The sequence below is a fragment of the Brevibacterium sediminis genome, from assembly GCF_013623905.1.
Classification (GTDB): Bacteria; Actinomycetota; Actinomycetes; order Actinomycetales; family Brevibacteriaceae; genus Brevibacterium; species Brevibacterium sediminis.
This window is the reverse complement of the sequence record NZ_JABKDD010000005.1, coordinates 205863-224384: the sequence shown is the minus strand read 5'-3', so window position 1 is coordinate 224384 and position 18522 is coordinate 205863. Positions and strand designations below refer to the sequence as shown.

16 protein-coding genes and 2 pseudogenes are annotated in these 18522 nt (G+C 63.7%); 9 read left to right on the top strand and 9 right to left on the bottom strand.

What is annotated here, in order from left to right; translation table 11 throughout:
- Positions 1-27: 27 nt before the first annotated feature.
- From HK108_RS09890 to HK108_RS09880, 3 genes are read right to left on the bottom strand one after another with little or no spacing between them, the layout of a single operon-like run.
- Positions 28-807: an ABC transporter ATP-binding protein gene (locus HK108_RS09890; protein WP_181271391.1), complete on the bottom strand. Its 780-nt coding sequence runs from the start codon at positions 805-807 to the stop codon at positions 28-30.
- Entirely contained in the window at positions 804-2687 is a 1884-nt protein-coding gene (locus HK108_RS09885; protein WP_181271390.1) for a dipeptide/oligopeptide/nickel ABC transporter permease/ATP-binding protein, read from the bottom strand. The genes HK108_RS09890 and HK108_RS09885 overlap by 4 nt, the downstream gene beginning before the upstream one ends.
- Positions 2684-3706: an ABC transporter permease gene (locus HK108_RS09880; protein ID WP_219922299.1), complete on the bottom strand. Its 1023-nt coding sequence runs from the start codon at positions 3704-3706 to the stop codon at positions 2684-2686. Before HK108_RS09880 ends, HK108_RS09885 begins: the two co-directional genes overlap by 4 nt.
- Positions 3707-4002: 296 nt before the next feature.
- On the opposite strand from HK108_RS09880, the gene HK108_RS09875 reads away from it, so the two are divergent.
- From HK108_RS09875 to HK108_RS09845, 7 genes and pseudogenes are all read left to right on the top strand, one after another.
- Positions 4003-4575, top strand: a complete 573-nt coding sequence (locus HK108_RS09875; protein WP_181271388.1) for a TetR/AcrR family transcriptional regulator — start codon at positions 4003-4005, stop codon at positions 4573-4575.
- Positions 4572-5237, top strand: a complete 666-nt coding sequence (locus tag HK108_RS19195; protein ID WP_181271387.1) for an amidase family protein — start codon at positions 4572-4574, stop codon at positions 5235-5237. The genes HK108_RS09875 and HK108_RS19195 overlap by 4 nt, the downstream gene beginning before the upstream one ends.
- A pseudogene (locus tag HK108_RS09865) lies at positions 5126-6040 on the top strand (amidase family protein); the annotation flags it as partial. The gene HK108_RS19195 and the pseudogene HK108_RS09865, both read left to right, overlap by 112 nt.
- A 125-nt stretch (positions 6041-6165) precedes the next feature.
- Positions 6166-6627, top strand: a complete 462-nt coding sequence (locus HK108_RS09860; protein ID WP_181271385.1) for an alpha/beta fold hydrolase — start codon at positions 6166-6168, stop codon at positions 6625-6627.
- A 47-nt stretch (positions 6628-6674) separates the two neighbouring features.
- Complete coding sequence (locus tag HK108_RS09855) at positions 6675-6941, top strand: alpha/beta fold hydrolase (RefSeq protein WP_181271384.1); 267 nt, start codon at positions 6675-6677, stop codon at positions 6939-6941.
- Between the two features lie 111 nt (positions 6942-7052).
- On the top strand, positions 7053-8753 hold the full coding sequence (locus HK108_RS09850; protein ID WP_181271383.1) for a PucR family transcriptional regulator: 1701 nt from the start codon (positions 7053-7055) through the stop codon (positions 8751-8753).
- A gap of 491 nt (positions 8754-9244) precedes the next feature.
- Positions 9245-10447: pseudogene (locus HK108_RS09845) on the top strand (IS110 family RNA-guided transposase).
- A 92-nt stretch (positions 10448-10539) separates the two neighbouring features.
- Here the strand turns inward: HK108_RS09845 and HK108_RS09840 are convergent.
- The 3 genes from HK108_RS09840 to HK108_RS09830 all read right to left on the bottom strand — a co-directional run bounded on the left by HK108_RS09840 (position 10540) and on the right by HK108_RS09830 (position 13026).
- Positions 10540-11475, bottom strand: coding sequence for an HNH endonuclease (locus tag HK108_RS09840; RefSeq protein WP_181271382.1), 936 nt, complete (start codon positions 11473-11475; stop codon positions 10540-10542).
- A complete protein-coding gene (locus HK108_RS09835; protein WP_181271381.1) occupies positions 11462-11902 on the bottom strand; it encodes a (deoxy)nucleoside triphosphate pyrophosphohydrolase in 441 nt (146 codons plus the stop codon). The genes HK108_RS09840 and HK108_RS09835 overlap by 14 nt, the downstream gene beginning before the upstream one ends.
- 77 nt (positions 11903-11979) lie before the next feature.
- Positions 11980-13026 (bottom strand): DUF2891 family protein, encoded by a 1047-nt coding sequence (locus tag HK108_RS09830; protein WP_181271380.1) that lies wholly within the window; start codon positions 13024-13026, stop codon positions 11980-11982.
- 150 nt (positions 13027-13176) lie between these two features.
- Between HK108_RS09830 and HK108_RS09825 the strand changes: the two genes are divergently transcribed.
- Positions 13177-13500 carry a CHY zinc finger protein gene (locus tag HK108_RS09825; RefSeq protein ID WP_181271379.1) on the top strand — a complete coding sequence of 108 codons (324 nt, stop codon included), beginning with the start codon at positions 13177-13179 and terminating at the stop codon, positions 13498-13500.
- Positions 13501-13512: 12 nt separating this feature from the next.
- On the opposite strand, the gene HK108_RS09820 is transcribed toward HK108_RS09825, so the two are convergent.
- The 3 genes from HK108_RS09820 to HK108_RS09810 are packed head-to-tail and all read right to left on the bottom strand — an operon-like array spanning position 13513 to position 17693.
- The gene (locus tag HK108_RS09820; RefSeq protein ID WP_181271378.1) at positions 13513-14157 is read right to left on the bottom strand and encodes a hypothetical protein; all 645 of its coding nucleotides are present in this window, start codon (positions 14155-14157) and stop codon (positions 13513-13515) included.
- A gap of 12 nt (positions 14158-14169) precedes the next feature.
- Entirely contained in the window at positions 14170-16131 is a 1962-nt protein-coding gene (locus tag HK108_RS09815) for a primary-amine oxidase (RefSeq protein ID WP_181271377.1), read from the bottom strand.
- 5 nt (positions 16132-16136) lie between these two features.
- Positions 16137-17693, bottom strand: a complete 1557-nt coding sequence (locus HK108_RS09810; RefSeq protein ID WP_181271376.1) for an APC family permease — start codon at positions 17691-17693, stop codon at positions 16137-16139.
- 137 nt (positions 17694-17830) lie between these two features.
- Between HK108_RS09810 and HK108_RS09805 the strand changes: the two genes are divergently transcribed.
- A complete protein-coding gene (locus HK108_RS09805; RefSeq protein ID WP_181271375.1) occupies positions 17831-18448 on the top strand; it encodes a TetR/AcrR family transcriptional regulator in 618 nt (205 codons plus the stop codon).
- Positions 18449-18522: the final 74 nt, after the last annotated feature.

Genomic DNA, 18522 nt, shown 5'->3' with positions numbered 1-18522 from the left:
TGCCTGCCTTGTGAGCTGCTCCCCGGTTCAGAGGGAGGGCACGGCGGCGATGAGGTCGCGCGTGTACTCCTGATCGGGTGATTCCATGACCCTGAGGGTCTCGCCCACCTCTACCAGGCGCCCTCCCCGCATCACCGCGACCCGTTCGCAGACGGCACGGACGACGGCGAGGTTGTGGCTGATGAAGAGGACCGAGAACCCGAGGTCGCGCTGCAGCTCCCGCAGCAGGTTGAGCACCGTGCCCTGAACGGAGACATCGAGCGCCGAGGTGATCTCATCGGCCAGGATGACCTCCGGCTCAGCCGCGATGGCCCGGGCCACAGCCACCCGCTGCCTCTGCCCGCCCGAGAGCTCGGCAGGCAGGCTCGCAGCGCGCTCGCCCGGCAGGGACACGGAGTCAAGGAGCTCACCGACCCGGGCGGCACGCGCCTGCCGGGAGGGACAGGGTTCGCCTTCCCTCCGATACGCCGACACGAGCGCCTCGTCGAGGGATTCTCCGATGGTCCGACGGGGGTCGAAGCAGGACTGAGGATCCTGGAAGATCATCTGAATCCTCCTGCGTTCCCTCAGGTCTGTCCCCGTCGCACGGGAGATCACGGTATCGCCGAGGCGGATGCTCCCGGCAGCCGGTTCGACCAGTCCGACGGCGGCTCTGGCCAGCGTCGACTTTCCCGACCCCGATTCTCCGACGAGGCCGAGGATCTCTCCGGGCTCCAGGCGCAGGCTGACCGAATCGACGGCCGTGAACGTCTGCGCTCCGCGACCGTAGCTGATGCTCACGGTCTCGAAGCTAAGTGCTCTGGTCATGGTGCCTCCTTCTCGACGAGAGCCGATGCCTCGGCGAGGAAATCCGCGCCGTCCGGGATCGACGCGAGAGGCGCATCCCGGGGCGTCGACATGGTCGGAACCGTTGCCAGGAGGGCTCGCGTGTAGGGATGGTCGGCACGGCCGGCGCGCAGATCCTCTGCGGAGACGTTCTCCACCAGATGCCCCCGGTACATGACGAGGACGCGCGTGCACAGCGAGGTGACGACGGCGATGTCGTGGGAGACGAAGACGATCGACGTCCCCACCTCCGTGTTGATCCGGCGCAGGAGTGCGAGGATCTCCGCCTGCACCGTGACGTCGAGGGCCGTGGTCGGCTCATCGGCGAGGATGAGAGACGGCGTGCCCATGAGCCCGGCAGCGATCATCGCGCGCTGACGCATACCGCCGGAGAACTCGTGCGGATACTGCCCGAAGCGACGGCGAGCCTCGGGAATGCGCACGTCCTCCAACCGACCGATGGCGCGATCCCGGGCCTGGGCTCGGTTCAGCCCGAGGTGCAGCCGGCCGGTCTCGGCCACCTGCGCGCCGACGTGCAGGGCGGGGTTGAGCGAGGACATCGGATCCTGGAACACCATGGCCAACTTCTCACCGAAATGCCGGTCCAGCCGTCTCGGGTGCCCGTCCGCCCGCAGGGTGAGGTCCTCCCCGTCGAAATGGGCGGCATCGGCGCTCACATGCAGCGGGGATTCGATGAGGCCAGCAAGGGACATGAGGGTCAGGCTCTTGCCGGAACCGGACTCGCCGACGATGCCGACGATCTCTCCGCGGCCGATATCGAAGGACACTCCTCTGACGAGGTCGTTCGGCTCACCCTTGGGCCCGGGCGCGCTCACCCGCAGATTGCGCACGGAGCACACCGCGGTCTCAGGGTGGGAACTTGCCCCCTTGCCGTGGCGGGGAGAGACGGTGCTCGCGCCGGGCGTGTCTGCACTGACACCTGCGGTGTCGGTGACAGGGGCGGAGGCTGCGGTTGGATCGGCTGCTCCGCGCGCCCTCAGGCGACGGTGGAATCTGGCGATGACCGAGCCGTGGTTTCCGGTGCCGAGGGCGACCCCCAGGACTTCGCCGAGGAGGACGAAGGTGAGCCCTGCGAGGATGATCGCCGCGCCCGGAACCAGGGCAGCTGCGGGATTGACGAACATGCGGCTCATGCCTTCGCTGAGCATCCGCCCCCAATCGTACTGGGGCACTTGGATGCCCAGGCCCAGGAACGACAGCCCCGCGAATGAGACCAGGGCGTTGCCCGCGGTGACTGCGGCGTTGACGATGAGCGGGTCGCGGACATTGGGCAGGACGTGCCGGAGCACCGTCTTCCAGACCGGGACGCCGAGCACATGGGCCGCGGAGATGAAGTCACGCCCCCAGACCGAGGCGGCGAGGTTATGGGTGAGTCGCCCGTATGACGGAACCATGGCAAGCGCGATCGCCAGAGTCGCTGCGAATCCGCTCTGTCCGAGAATGACCGAGAAGGAGATGGCCAGCAGCAGCCCGGGGAAGGCGACGCCGATGTTGATGCCCGCGACGATCCACCTCCCGATTCTGCCGCCGAGGATGAGTGGGAGCAGTCCGACGATGATTCCCGCGCAGACGCCGACAGCGGTGGCGGCCAGGGCCATCGTCACGGACAGGCGAGCGGCGACGAGGGTGCGCAGGAGGATGTCGCGACCGCTGCCGTCGGTGCCGAACGGATGCTCCGGACTCGTGCCCTGAGCGATCGCGGTTGTGTCCGTGGCTGCGGCCGAAGAGCCCCAGAGGAGAGGACCGAAGACGACGAGGAAGAGCAGCGCCGAGCACGCGAGGACGGCGAGTGCTCCCAGCGGTGTGCGCAGAGCGGCCAGAAGCCTGCGGGAAGTGGTCATGAAGCGTCCAATGTGGTGCGAGGATCGAGGAGGATGAGAGCCACGTCGACAACGAGGTTGATGAGTAGAACGACGAGTCCGTAGAAGATGACGATCGCCTGGATGAGCGGATAGTCCTTGCCCTGGATGGAGTCGACGATGACCCCGCCCAGACCCGGCCACGCGAAGATGGACTCGACGAGCACGGTTCCGGCGATCATTCCGCCCAGGAGTAGGCCGGAGATCGTCAGGGTCGAGGTGAGGAGATTCGGCAGCACGTGTCGGCCATAGAGACGGACCGGTGACATCCGCTTCGAGCGTGCGGTTCGGATGTAGTCCTGGCGCAGAACCGTCAGGGTCTCGGCGCGGACGATCCTGGTCAGGGCCGCGCACGGCCCGATCGCCAGAGCGATCACCGGCAGCACATAGGACTCGGGACCCGTGCGCCCGGCTACGGGCAGAAGCTCGACGCTGACGGCGAAGAGGTAGACGAGGATGATGCCGGCCAGGAACTCCGGAATCACGGCGACGACGGCGGTGACGGAGGTGAAGCCGACCTCGGTGCCGTACCGGCGGCCCGAGCGGGTGAGTGCGCCGAACATGAGCCCGAGGCACACGGCCGAGACGAGTGCGATGGCCACGGCGATGAAGGCGAGTTCGAGCGTCGCCGGTGCTCGTCCGGTGATGACGTCGATGACCGGGATGCGCAGACTGATCGAATCACCGAGGTCCCCGGCGAAGAGACCTCTCCAGAACACCAGGTATTGGATGACGAGCGGTTTGTCGAGCCCGAGTTCGATTCGTCTGGCCTCGACGGCTTCCGGGGGAGCGGACTCTCCCGCCGAGGCTCGAGCCGGGTCGCCGGGAATCAGTTGGACGAGCAGGAACGAGATCGTGACCAGAACGAACAGGGAGATGAGGATGTAGCCGAATCTGCGCAGCAGATACGTCGTCAGCGGATGGCTGACGAGAGCCGAAGCGCGTGTCGGACGCGCCCGACCGGGAGCCGTTCGTATGGTCGTCGGTGATTGTCCTGTCACTCCACCCTCCTCGCTGAGTCGGTGAGAACCTCCAGACATGAGTATTCCAAGGTGACCATTGCCACCACCTCGTCGAATCGCCCAGCGATGCTTCGCTGAGTTTGTCCGAGTGGCCAATGGATGGGGGCGGCACCGTGGGAGCACGCGGATCCGATGCGGAGGATTCCGCTACAGTGTGTAGCCCTACCGAGTCTTGGACTGCGCATAGGGTCGGGAAAACACTGTCTTCTATTGAATTGTATGTCAGAGGCCGTCTAGTCTTTGACGCAACATGATGTAGTGAAAGCAGGTACGTGTTGGCTCGTCCGAAAGACCCTTCCCTGGAGAAGCGACTGTTGGAGTCTGGGTGGGACCTCCTCGCAGAAGGCGGCTTCGATGCGCTGTCAATGTCCGAGGTCGCCACACGAGCCGGTGCCCACCGGTCCGATGTCTATCGTCGCTGGACGACGAAGGCACAGCTGGTCGCCGAGGTCCTCGCGGCCCATCTGCCTCCCGTGACGTCGCGTGACACCGGCGATCTGCGCGAGGATCTCCGCCACTTCCTCGACGATCTCTCGAGAAGCTGGCGCGCACCGTGGACGGAAGGCCTCGTCGGATTTCTCGCCGAGCTGCCTAAGGACCCCGAAGCCGAGGTCACATTCCTGAACACGGCGAAACATCGCTCGCAGCCACTCACCGAGGCCGTGACCCGGGCCCTGCGACGAGGCGAAATCACAGAACTGCCCGATCTGGCCCTGCTGCAGGGGCTGGCGGAGGGGCCGCTCATACACAAACGGCTCATCGGCAGGCAGGCCATGACTCCGAGCGAGCTCGATCTGCTCGCGGACACCATCACGGCCGTGGCGACTCAGGGAGGCCCGACGCGATGACTGAGCTGCATGAGCTGAGCGCCGGTGCCCAACTGGACGCGCTGCGGCGCCGGAAGGTGAGCTCATATGAGCTGACGCGGCACTACCTTGAGCGCATCGAGCGACTGGACGGTCGCCTCGGAGCCTTCACGACCGTCTGTCCCGAGGTATCTTTGACCGAGGCGGCTCGGGCAGACGCGCGGCTGGCGGCGGGTGAGGGTGATCGCCTAACGGGACTGCCGTTGGCGATCAAGGATCTCTTCGCCACGGCCGGAGTGCGCACCACGTTCGGCACTCGAGCTCTTTCGGACACTGTTCCGCCGACCGATGACTCGACTGTTGCCAGGCTGCGATCCGCGGGTGTGGTGCTTCTCGGGAAGACGAGTGCCCCGGAGTTCGGTGCCGCGTGCTTCACCGACGGAGAGCTGACCGGTCGGCCGAGCGTGACACCGTACGACCTCGGACGCTATGCGAGCGGTGCCGTCGGTGCTGTTGCGGCTCGTCTGCTCCCGCTGGCCCACGGCAGTGACAGTGCCGGGTCGATCCGCACCCCCCCCCCGCCGCCACCTGCAACCTCGTGGGCCTCAAACCCAGCAGAGGCCTCATCAGCACCGCACCACGCTCGACGTTCTTCGCCTCAGGCACAGAGGGGCCGATCGCGCGCACGGTCGACGATCTGGTGATCGGACTCGAGGCGATGGCGCATTCCCAACCGGGTGATCTCTACGGTTAGCCCCATTCGACCCCAATCTCCGAGGCGGTCAGACAGAGGGCGAGCCGGCGGCTGAGGATCGCGATGTGGACCGAGAGCGGAGTCTCCTCCGTGTCCACGGATCCCGAGATCGTCGCGGCCGCTCACCGTACGGCCGCGGTCCTGCGCGAGGCCGGCCACGACGTCGCCGAGATCGCCATCCCGGCGGGATTCGATGAGGAGCTGATCCGGTCCTTCACAGCGACGTTCGCAGCGACGGTGTCGGCGGCAGTGGAGCAGGCGGTGCCGGAGCGGCGTCGAGCGACACGGACGGATTTCACCCGGTACCTCGTCGCCTCCGGGAAGCGTCTCTCTGCCGCGGACCTGGCTCTGGCCCAAGCGATGCAGGCGGCCTATGCGAGCTCATTCCTGGTCGCTCTGAACGAGTTCGATGCGGCATTGACGCCGACGACGACGGCACCCCCGGTGCCGATCGGGCATTTCACTGCCGACGGCGCCGACGGAGTGCTCGGCCTGATGCTCGAGTGGTCCTGCCACACACCATGGGCGAATCTTACGGGTCAGCCGGCCGTTTCGGTGCCGGCGGGCTTCACGCCCAGCGGGCTGCCGATGGGAGTGCAGATTGTCGGTCGGCATCAGGAGGACGCCGCGGTTGTGGCGGTGGCGAAGCAGCTTGAAGACGTGCAGAGATGGGACGAGAACGTCCCGCCCGAACCACAGGGGCGTGGTGGTGGCGCAGTGCCTGACGCGCACCTGAAGGAGAAATCGGAATGATACGAGGCAATTGACCGACCGACCGTTCGCTCGACCCCGGAAGCGGTCTCGACGAGGAGTTCGTCAGCATCGACGGCGGCCGACGCATACGCGTCGTACGAGCGGGAACCGGAGACGGCCCCCTGGTGGTCTTCGAGGCCGGCATGGGCTCGGCCGCTTCTCAGTGGAATCACATTCAGCGCGAACTCAGTTCGCGATACCGGACCATCGCCTATGACCGAGCCGGCGTCGGAGGCAGTGATGCTGCTGACTCGCGACCAACGCTGGAGCGCATCGTCGATGATCTCACTCAGGTGCTCGATGCTCTCGGCGAGACCGGTCCGGTACTGCTCGTCGGCCACAGCTGGGGAGGCCCGATCGTCCGAGTCTTCGCCAGCCTGCATTGCAGTCGAACTACCGGTCTCGTCCTCATCGACGCCACCTCGGCGACCGTGGTGTCCGGCGCGATGACGGTGCTCAACGTAGCGGCGTTCGGGGTCAACTCCCTGCTGTTCAGGTTGCGGCGTACGCATGCATTCAAGCGTGGTCTGCTGCCCGAAGGAGAGTCCCCGGAGATTGCCGCCGCCGACATGGACGGAGGGACCTAACCGCGCCTCGAAGCGCGCGAGCGGGACGACGCGAAGCTCAGGAGATCGTGTCGTCGCTGCCCCTGCTGCGGCACCTCGAACGTCAGGGCGGTCCAGTAGTCCCGGCGGTCGTGCTGCAGGGCACCCGGCGGCACGCCAGATGGGAGGCGCGCATGAGAGACCGCCAGAACGCCGCAGCAGAGGAATTCGCGGCATCGATGCCGAATGCCCGACTGAGACTCGTCCCAGGTGCTGGCCATGCGATGACTCATGAACAGCCGAATGCAGTCATCGCATCGATCGACGAGGTTATCGAGCGGATATACGGTCGATGAGTCAGAAGACGACCGAGACTGAACTCGGCTGTCCAGCGGCGGCACACGCACTAGGATGGACCAATGGTGCCTGATCTCTCCGCACAGTCGCGTCGTACCCAGGCTTCGCCAGTGCCTCTGCCCCCGCGTGGGCCGCTGCCGCGACTTTCGTCCCAGCTCACTCTCGAACGGGTCCTCGATGACCTCGGCTCGACTCTGCTCAACCCGCTCACCGCGATCGATGACCCGCATCAGGCCGTGACTGGGGTGGTTGCCTTCGATCCTCACGATGATCAGGTCATCCCGGCCGGAGCGATCGTTCTGGGTATCGGTCTGTCCGATGCGATCGACGTCCGGCGATGTCTGCGGAGCATGAGCGCAGCGGGTGCGAATGTGCTCATCGGTCGCGGGCCGCGTGACCTGATGGAGACCATGTCGCACGTCGCTCGCGGATACGGCATGACCGTGTTCACTCTGGTGGCCGGAGCATCCTGGACGCAGCTGAGCAACCTCATCAATTCTCTGCTCGTCGACCCGCGCGGGGTCGACGACACCGAAACCATTGACGGCCTGCCCGGTGGGGACCTCTTTGCCGTGGCCAATGCCATCGGTTCGCTGCTGGATGCCCCGATCACGATCGAGGACCGCAATTCGCGGGTGCTCGCCTTCTCCTCGGGCCAGGACACCGCGGACGGACCGCGCATCGAAACGATCCTCGACCGTCAGGTGCCCGTCGAATATACCCGCAGGCTGCAATCGGCCGGGTTCTTCACGAAGCTGTACTCGTCGATCGAGCCGGTGTCGATCAGGCTCGATGTCGACGGAGTCGACGTCAAGAATCGGGCGGCGATCGCGGTCCGTGCCGGAGGCGAGATCCTCGGCTCGATCTGGGCGGCGCTGTCCGATGAGATGGATGAGGAGCTGGCACGAGTTCTCCGGGACATGGCCAAGATCGCTGCACTGCACATGCTCAGGCTGCGAGCAAGTGACGGCCTGGATCGTCGTCTGCGAGCGGATCTGCTGGCCACCGCCCTCGACGGCGGCGACGGCGCCGAGTACGCCATCAGGAGACTGGGAATCGAATCGTCCCATATCGCAGTCTTCGCTCTCGGCGTGGATCAGGAGGAGACCTCGCAGCTGGACGAAGCCATCGAGGCGCAGCGGATCGTCGACGCCATCAACGTCTATCTCGCGGCGGTGCGTCCACAGGCCAGTGCGGCGAGGCTAGGTGACACCATCTTCGGGATACTGCCAATCCAATCGGTTGACGACGGGGAGGAGCAGGCACGGAGATTCGTCGGCGACCTCGTGGTCCGGGCCGGAACACGCGTGCGGGTCTGCGGCGGGATCGGGCCGATCGTCACGGATTCCCGAGACCTCCTCAGCGCGAGAGAAGGTGCACGTCGAGCCCTGCGCGTGGGTCTTGATCGGAGAGATCGTGGTACCTCGGTGGCTGTACTATCGCAGGTCTATGTCGACTCTCTGCTGCTGGACCTGCGGGATCAGGTGTCGCTGCGGCGTGACCAGCTGTCCGGGCCGGTCCACAGGCTGCACGATTACGATCTCGACAACGGCACCGACTTCGTGCTCACCCTCGACACCTGGCTGGCGTGCATGGGCGACGTCAGCCGAGCGGCTAATCTCCTCCATGTGCATGCGAACACTCTGCGCTATCGTCTGCGACGTCTGGCCGAGATCGCTGATCTGGATCTCGAGGATGCGGATGCGCGTTTCGCCGCGCAGCTACTGCTGCGCATCGACCCGCAGCTGACTGCAGGGCATGCGGAGAGATCAGCTGAGCGAGCTGGGCCAGGTCGCCCGCCAACGGCCTAAGCCCGCAATGCCGCCAGTCTCTCACTTGAGTGCCTGAACGATCTGATCCACATCGATCGTCCGCGGCCCTGAAAGGGCGATGCCCGTTAGGAAATTCTTCAGCTCGGATTCGTTGGAGGCGATTGTGGTGTTCCCTGCATGTCCGAGGTGGTGCACCTGGGCGCCGGGGTAGGAATAGAAGAGCGCCGAATTGCCATGCAGGTACGCAAGAGTCCACGCCACTTTGCATTGGCCGAATCGAACATTGGGGGGGTGCCCCTATATTTATTCGTAGGCCCCGCACGGGGTCTGGTCGCTGGTCCTGGTATGGCTGATTTGCCCTGTCATTAATGATCCGGGGGGGGGTGTTGCCGCCAGGAATCCAGGACGCGCGTTGACTGCTGATAGGGGCTCGGCCCAGTTGAACTGAGGTCTCGTCGTAACGTGGGTGCCAGCATCGGGTGTCATGACAAACCTGCGGCCACTGGTTTGGATGGTCGAGGAGGACTGTCATGAACACTGAATACGACGTCTGGTTCGGCCTCGACGTCGGCAAGACCAGCCATCACGGTTGCGGACTCGATCCGGCAGGTGAGCGGGTTTTCGACCACGAACTGGCGCAGGATGAGACCGCGCTTCGGGACGTGATCACGAGGTTGCAGGACGGGTTCGGTCGTGTGCTCGTCATTGTTGATCAGCCGAACACGATCGGTGCGCTTCCCGTCGCGGTCGCCCGGGATTGTGGTGCCGATATCGCCTATCTTCCGGGGTTGGCGATGCGCAAAGCAGCCGATCTGTATCCGGGGCAGGCGAAGACGGATGCTAGGGATGCGTTCATCATCGCCGACACCGCGCGCACGATGCCGCACACGCTACGCTCGGTAGATAGGGAATCGGTTGTGCTGGCTAACCTCAAAGTGTTGGCCGGCACGGATGAGGACCTCGCGCACGACACGACGAGGGTGATCAACCGGTTGCGGTCCTTGTTGCTGCAGATCCACCCGGCACTGGAACGGGTCTTCAAAGGCACTGTCGTGACCAGGACGATCGTGCTGGATCTGCTGATCCGGTACCGCGGTCCCGCGGGTCTGCGCACGGCGGGGAAGTCGGGGGTGAAGCGGTGGGCGAAGAACCACACCCGTAAAGACCCGTCGGCCCTGATTGATGCGATCTTTGACGCCCTGGCCGAGCAGACGGTGACCGTGCCCGGGAGCGAGGCGTCGGAGTCGGTGGTGCCGCGGCATGCTGCCAGGATCAAGGCGTTGAAAGCTGAGCGTAAAGAGATCGAGGCTGAAGCTGAGGAGTTGGCTGATTCGCTCCCTCTTCTTCAGGTCTTAACGTCCATGCCGGGAGTCGGCGTTAAGACCGCGTCCCAGATCCTCCTGGCAGCCGGTGATTTCAATACGTTCAAAACTGCCTGACACTTGGCGGCGTATGCCGGGATCGCACCGGTGACGCGGCGGTCGGGGACATCAATCAGGGGTGAGTTCCCGTCAAAGGCGGGCAACAAACGGTTGAAGAACGCCCTGTTCCACTCGGCGTGGGTTGCGTCGTGTCATGACCCGTTGTCGAAGGCCTATTACGACCGGAAGCGAGATGAGGGGAAGCGGCATAATGCGGCGGTGATGTGCCTGGCTCGTCGCCGGCTCAACGTTCTGTTCGAGATGGTCAAGACCGGGGCCCTCTACGAGGCAAAGACCCCGGTTGCTGCTTGACAATGAATGTAACGGGTCAGTCTGCGAAGGTAGATTTCGCCGCAGCGGGACGTCAGTGAAACGTCCAGCTCGGAAGAACCGGGAGGGCAGAACTAAGCTACGTCGTTCATGGTCGCGTTCCGGAACTGCTCGTATTTGTGCTCGAGTAGGTCTCTTTCCGGGCGCTGTCGCCGACTCTTGGGGACTGTCATCAAGCTATTGCCGTGGAGTTCTTGAAGACCGTGTTTAAGCATCGGGCCATCCACCTCTTCCAACAGATCATGTCGAATCTCGACGACATGGTCTGGACGAATTCCGAGGAAGTACCGGTCGAAAGCTGCATGGTGAATTTTGCACATCGCCAGTCCATTGACGACTGAGGCGATGCCGCGTTCATCATTATCGGGCACGATGTGAGCGGCATCCAGAAGACTGGGGTGAGCCAACATGCAGACAGTGCACCGGTTCTCATAGGCAGAAAGCACCATGGACCGGAAAACGGGCTGGTGCACTCGAGCTTTCGCCATTCTATTGAGATAGCGTCGAGCGACCGTTTCGTGTGCTGAATCGCTGAGCTCAAATGCTGCTTGCGCATCCTCAGCGGCGACAAACACAAATTGTTGGTGCTCAGGCTCCTCATCAACGATGAAAACCGGAGCAATGACTTGGTAACGGGCAGGGCTTTGTGCAACTCCGCGGAACCAGATCAGTGGGAGGCGGTTGTTCAGAGCCTCCCGTAGTCCAACGTTTTCGGGGTGGTTGGGATCTGTGCCTCGCCATTTGTACCTAAATCGACCGTCAATTCCAGTGGAGTCTTCGTAGGGAGGAGATTCACCCGGTGCTGTGTACGACGTGCGAAAAGACAAAGCGGCCGAGTAGTTGCCGGGCTTCCAAATGCCCTGCATCGGTGCGATTAGGCGCGTTTCACTTTTTGCAAAATGGAAATCGCTGAGATCCTCACGGGTGAGTGGTTCTCGCCCGCTGTCAGTTCTCATCTCTAACCAGTCGATCGCGGCTGCGCGCAATCCGCCGGGTTCACCGTTGGGCATCTTTGCTCCTGTCTGAATGGTTTTCAGGTGTTGGTGCGCCGGTGGCGAGTTTTTCCACAGTTGGCAAATCCGCCCTCGCCCATTGGAGAGTGGAGAGCTGTTCTCGAGTGCACCACTTCATCGAGTCGTGATCGGTGCTAGAGCTTGGAAGTGTGGTCACTGCAACGAAGTAGCACGCCAGATCGATGCGTTTGTCGCCGCTCTGGGTGGTGGCTCGCGTGACTAGATCGCGGACCTTTGCATCGTGTAGGTCGAGTTCTTCGGCTATTTCTCGAGACAACGCTTGCTGAGGAGTTTCGCCAGTTTCTATTTTTCCGCCAGGAAACTCCCACTTGCCACCTTCGGCCCTGTCTGGGCGGCGCCGGCAAGCGAGAATCCTGCCGTGGTGCTCGATCACAGCGCCGACGACTCGGATGACTTTCACCATGTTCTTAGATTATGTCAACGATCAACCAATGTCGTTCCTGATCAGGATTGCATTATCGAAGTTAACTATTCGGCGACTCAAGACACGGGCAAATTAAGACGAAGAGCCTCCCACGCGAACGTCGCGATCCAGTGCGACGACACATACTCGTCCGAGATAGCGGCTTCGAGGCCGGGAGCCATCAGCGAATCGACTCGGGTGAGCATGCCTTTCGCCTGGGCGTGAAGGTCCTCGTCTCCCGACTTCTCAGCGATCGCCTCTAACTTCGGAGCCAATCGCATCACCGATGCCGCAACTGAGAGTCCCAAACCGTAAAGATGGCTCTGTTGACCGTCGGTCGGGTCGAGGACCTTGACCGGTGTAAGAGCCGGTGACTCGGGAGAGAGCTCAGAGAGGAACCCAGGCAACCAGGTCGCTAACTCGTCTTCGGTGAAGACCTCTGCTATGAGGTCAGCCTCGCACAGGCCGGGGGAAAGGAAGTCGTGACCGCTGCGTTCCTGACGGAAATTCCACGCAGTATCCTCGGCGAAGAAGCGACGGGCCGCACCCGCAATGGTATCGACGGCGTCGTGTAGGTCAGCTATTCGCGCACCGATGAGAATTCTGCGCAAACCGAACGCTGTATTGGAATGAACCCCGTGACGGACCGGCTCGGCGACCTTCGGCAGCCATGCGGTGACGAGGTCGAAGACGGTCTCACCGAGCACCTGGGTGTTCTTTCCCAATGCCCGCAGCTCCGCTACGCCACTGGCATTGAGCACCCGATTGAGTTCAACCGCCCACGCCCAACCATATGGCCGCTCCCAGGAAGGATTCTCACGGAGGAAGGCTGCCTCGGCGAGCATATTTTCCTCGCTCAGATGCGAAGACAGGATCTCGATCGCGCGTTCGCGCCAATCAGTACTCCGCGCTGCCTCAGTCTCCAGCAACGACGCCAACAGGTAGTGCATGTGCACGCTCGAATGCCAGTCATAGGAGTTCGCGAATGCGGGGTGCTTCTCCACCGCAGGCACGATATCGGCCAGACTCCACGCCAGATGATGGGAGGCGAACGGATACTCACGGGTGATGTTGCTCATCGCCACCTCGGCGAAGGGGTGGACGAAATCGGCAGTCGGCGGCATAGATCCTCATCGGTTCGGGGTTTCCACTCTACGCGGGCGAACATGAGTGCGACCGGTTGCCTGCGGCCAACCGGCAGCGATTCTCTGCGGCTAGGCTGGATCTGACCGGGACCAGCCCTAGTCGCGACAGCTAGGAAGGATGGGCAAGCAATGACGCGGACCCCCGAAGTATTCGGCAAGACCGCCGATGAACACATTCGGTGCGTGCACTACGCCACCGATCTCGACATCATCGCCATCCGCTTCGCCTGCTGCGACCGCTACTTTCCCTGCCACCTGTGCCACTCCGAGACCGCGGATCATCCCGCGCAGCAGTGGCCGCGCGAACAGTGGAACCAGCCCGCCATCCTCTGCGGAATGTGCTGGACCGAACTGACGATCGTGACGTACAAGAGCGTCGATGAATGTCCGAAATGCGCCGCTCCGTTCAACCCACGCTGCGCGGCGCATTCGGATCTCTACTTCGCCAGCTAGTGAAGAACCCGGTCAGTGAAGGAACTGCATCACCACGATCATCGCGGCCATTCCCCAACAGTCGAGTGAAACCAGAGGGCGCCTGCGGGCGATGTCGTGGACGGCACAGATCACCAAGAGCACAGCGAGGACGACGACGCCCACCGTCAGGAACGTGCTGATGAGCGAAATGTCACCGGCATGATGCCCGTGGCCGCCAGCTGCATGGCCGCCGGCATGCGCCGAACCGCTCATGTGCGCCCCATGGTTGAGGACCTGCCATGCCATGACCGGATAGGTGATGGCGGAGAGGACAGCAGCCGTCGGTCCCTGGTGAGATCCCTGAGAACTATGCCTGTCGGGTGCAATCGGCGACCGAACCTTACCCTCGTCCCTGGACACCGACGCGCCGCCCGGGCCACTCGTGACGAGAGCGGGGGACCGCCTCGGCGAGGGAACCCTGGACGACGATCGCAGGAACACTGCCAAGCAGATCCCGGCGAGGAGCAGCGCCCCCGACCAGACGACTGTCGGGACGATGGCGGTGTAGGCCAAGTCGATCATGGCAAGAACCATCACGACCGCGGCGACGATCGCCGGTCGTCCCTTCGACGCGAGAGCGCCGGTCAGGCACAGGATCCCCGAGGCGACCATGAGGAACGATGCCATGCTGCTCATCGTGGATACCCCTCAGTCGCACTCGCAGGAGCGCCCGGTCTCCGTGCCGCAGTGTCCCGACTTCGGGCGCGGCACATCGAGTGCGGGATTCCTGTCGAAGAAGCCATAGGGCTTCATTGTGAACCCGAGCTTGTCGACGGGCATGATCGGCCAGTCCTCGGGACGGGGGAAGTGCGTCATCGCAAACGAGGCCCACACGACGATGTCGTCACCATCGACCGGACGCTGCTGCTCGACCCACTGCGTAATGGTGCCGGCACCCGGGTTCTGATTCGGATACGTACCTGAGGGGAACCGTTCATCCGCATCGAAGTGCGTCAGCCACATGTGCTTCGACCCGAAACCGGCCCGCTTCGAGATCGACGACCCCTCGGCCGCCATCATCGTCGGCTCATCGGGCACGCGCAGCTCATAGCCCACGGGGAACCCATGCCGGTTGTTCTTCTCCGGATTGACGATGTGCCAGACACGGCCGGTCTCCCCATTGGCAGTCCGACCACCCTCGGCGGTGAGCCGAGTGAGCTTGCGGGTGAAAGCGTTGCCGTAGGGATTGTCGTCGCCGAAGGGCACGCGGACAGCTTCCTGCTCATCGACGGCGTTGGCGCTGCCGTCGACCTGCATGTCGAGGCGGGCGCAGAACATGTGCTGATGGAAGGGCATGCCCAGTCCCTCATCGCCGAGCGGTGAAGACCAGCGCTGCCGCTGCTCCTCGTCGCCGTACGCGGCCGTGTAGACGATGCCGGTGGCCTTGCACTCGAGCTCGATCGTGCCGTCGAGGTAGAGGTACCAGTAGAAGCCGTAGTCGTAGTTGCCGACGGTGATGAAGAAGGAGATGACGAGGCGGCGGTTGCGGCGCACATCGACGGCGCCGGTGAACTCATCGGTGTGCTTGAACAGAATGCCTGCATCCTCTTCGTGGATGCAGATGGCGTTCGTGATCGTGTGCGCATGCCCCTGATCATCGGCGAGCACCGCATCGGAGTAGTGGATCTCGCCGAGGCAGTCGCAGCCCAGTTCGAGTGAGTTCGTGTTCTTGCCCATCGAGTACTCGCCGGCGTCGAAGTAGTTCTGCCAGAAGCGCACCGGGCTGGGGTCGCCGTAGGGCACGACCATCTCCGCCACCGAGGCGCGGTAGACGATGGGGCGGCGCTCGCCCTCGTCATCGAAGCTGATCTGATGGAGCACCAGGCCCTCGACCGGATCGAAGCCGAGTCGCACCTGCCACTTCTCCCAATCGAGGACATCCCCGTTCAGGGTGAAGCTCGCGCCCTCGGGCTGGGTGATCTCGATCGGCTTCTGCGTCGTCCGCGGCTCGGGCAGCCAAGAATCGAGATGATAGTCGAAGCGCTCCTGGGGCACGGGCACGACGTCGGTATCGACGACCTCGACCACCTCGCCGGTGTTGAGATCGAGGTAGGCGACGAGCCCCTCGAGCGGATGCGCCCACGCGTTGTCCTGCGGGTCTGACTGAATGAAGGACGAACCGCGCACGAGGCGGCGGCCGGCCTCTCCGGGAATGTCGAAGCATCCGGCGGAGAGCGCGCAGATGCGCACGGTCTCGACATCGGTGATGCCGCGAGCCTCGACAGCCGCCCGCCACGTCGCATCGTTGCGGATCATCTGCTCGGCTTCTTCGTACTCGGTCATCGTGATCGGAGCCTGACCCTCGGCCGCGACATCGAGCACACGGGCGAAGAGGACCTTGCGCTCGGTCAGCGAGACGAGGAGCTCCGCCTGCTCCCCGGTGTCGCGATCGATGATGAGCGAGCGCACGCGGCGGTCGAGGTCGGTGGCACCTGCGATGACCTCGCGCTTATCCGGTTCGACGAGGCTGACGAGAGCGAACAGCGTCTGTTCGCTCACGTGGCCGGCATCGACGATGATGGCCCGGTTGAGCTCGATCTCCTCACCGGTCAGGCGGTCGAGGGGATGTGCAGTCGAAGTGCCGACGGTGGTCGTTGTCGGTGCAGTCATGGTCTTCACATGCCTTTCTGTGTATCGAGTTTGCTGTCGAGAGCGGGGTCGAGGTCGTCGAGCAGATCCTGAGGATCGGCGGGTGTGGGGCGGAAGACGCGGACCCGGTGCCCGCGGACGTATCCGATCAGGGCCAGCGCGGCGAGGGCGCCGAGGGTGCCGAGAGTGAGGGCCGTGAACGGTCCCTGAGCGACGCCCCATTCGTCGAGGAAGTTGTATTCCTGTCCGAAGAGCCGATCGAGTGTGCCGGGGAAGATCGCGACCCAGGAGCCGAGCAGGATCCAGAGGAAGGCGATGCCGCCGAGGATGGTGAACCCGACATTGCCGACGGGCACGCGGAAGGGGCGTTCGATGCCGGGGTGCTTCCAGCGCAACTTGATGGCCGCGGGGATGATGAGCAAGTAGCTGAGCAGGAACGTCGAGATGGAGATCGAGAGGACGACCCCGAACAGTGCACCGGCATCACCGCTGAGCTGCATGGCCGCGATGAGGAAGACCGTGGCGACGGTGCCCGAGAGCAGGTTGACGTTGACCGGTGTGCCCAGTGTGCGGGAGATCTTGCCGAAGAAGCCTCCGAAGAATGCTCCGTCGGCCGCGGTCAGTGCCTGCATCCGATCGCTCATGATCATCCAGGCCGCGCCTTGTGAGGCGAGGATGATGACGAACATCAGCGCCGCGAGCACGACCATGACCTCGGCAGCGGGGCCGTAGACGGTGAACACCGTCTGCACGGCATCGAGGAGTCCGCCGATGCCGGTGATCGTCTCGGTCGGCAACACGAGCAGCATGGCGAGGACCGGCAGGAGATAGCAGAGCGCGGAGATGAATCCAGAACGTGCGATCGCGACGGGGATGTCCTTCTTCGGGTTCTTCATTTCGTCCGAGGCGCTGTTCGATGCCTCGAACCCGAGGTAGGAGAAGAGCAGCAGCGGCACTAGCCCGAGGAAACCGCCGAGGCTGGGGCTGAAGTCCGAGAGGTGGAGCGGCTGAACGCCGTGTTGGACGGCGTAGATGATCGTGGTGAAGAGGAAGAACGCGATGAAGATGACCTTAAGCACGCCGCCGAGCGTGGGCAGCCACTTCGCCTTCGCCAACGACAGAATCGCCGCGATTACCGTGATCCAGATGAAGACGATCTTGAAGATCCAGTCGCCGATCGACCCGGCCTCGAGCGGGCTGATGAACTGGTTCCAGGTGCCGGTGGCGAGGAACGCCATCGAACCGCCGACCCACACGGGCTGAGTGACCCAGCTCAGTATCGAGGCGATCGCACCTGCGGGCCGACCGAAGGCCTGGCGGACCCAGATATAGGCTCCGCCTTCACCAACGAAGGTGCTGCCGGTCTCGGCGAAGACGAGCGCGTAGGGCACGAGGAAGAAGATCGCGAGGACGAGTGTCCAGGTGAAGGTCTCCGCGCCGAATCCTGCGGTCTCGGCGAGGACTTCAATGCTCAATACCGCCGACATGACGATGAGCACGATGTCGAATCGGCCGAGCGTCTTCTTCAGATGCTGCTTCTGTTCGTCCGCGTATGCGGTCGTGCGTTCAAGGGAAGACACCATCCACCTCCTTGTGAGTGGGCGTCCGATAGAGTTCTTTGAGTTACACCGTAAAGAATTGCACGGGCGGTCGCCGATTGACAGAGGTACGGCCATACCGATCCGCGTTTGCCTGCATCACTTCAGGAGATAATGGGGCCATGGCACGACCGAAGAATCAGGCGGGACGCCGTGCACAGCTGGTGCAGGCGGCGAAGCAGGCGATCGCGCAGCGCGGACTCAACGGGCTGCGAACCATCGACGTTGCCGCGCACTCAGAGCTGGGTGCCGGTTCGGTGGCGTACTACTATCCCGACCTCGGAGACCTCGTGCGTGAGGTGCACGAAGACGCGGTGTCACGGTTCTACTGGAACCGGCGCGAGCAGGGGATCGCAGGTGAGACTCCGGAGGCCAAGCTGGCCAGGATCATCCGCAGCGGCATCCCGCGCTCTCGCGACGACGTCGACTTCCAAGTGCTCAATGAGCTGCATACCCACGCGCACAGGGATACTTTCCATGCCGGTCTCATGGCCGAGCTCTACCGACTCGAGGTCTCGCTCTATGCCGCGGTCCTCAACGAGGGCGTCGAGGAGGGCGATTTCACGATGACACTGCCCGTGGGGACGGCGGCGAGCAACCTCGTCGCCCTCGAAGACGCCTACGGACTGCACTTCATGGGCGGAACCCCGCTCGACGCCGACGACATCTTTCGGCTCATCGCCGCCAACGCCGAGGTGCTGACCGGGTGCAGGCTGGTCGAGACGACAATGGCGCGGTGAACCGGCGTCCATCCGAACAGGAGTGGTTGCCGGTTCACCGCGCCGAGAATGGGCTTCAGTGTCGGTGGGGCTTG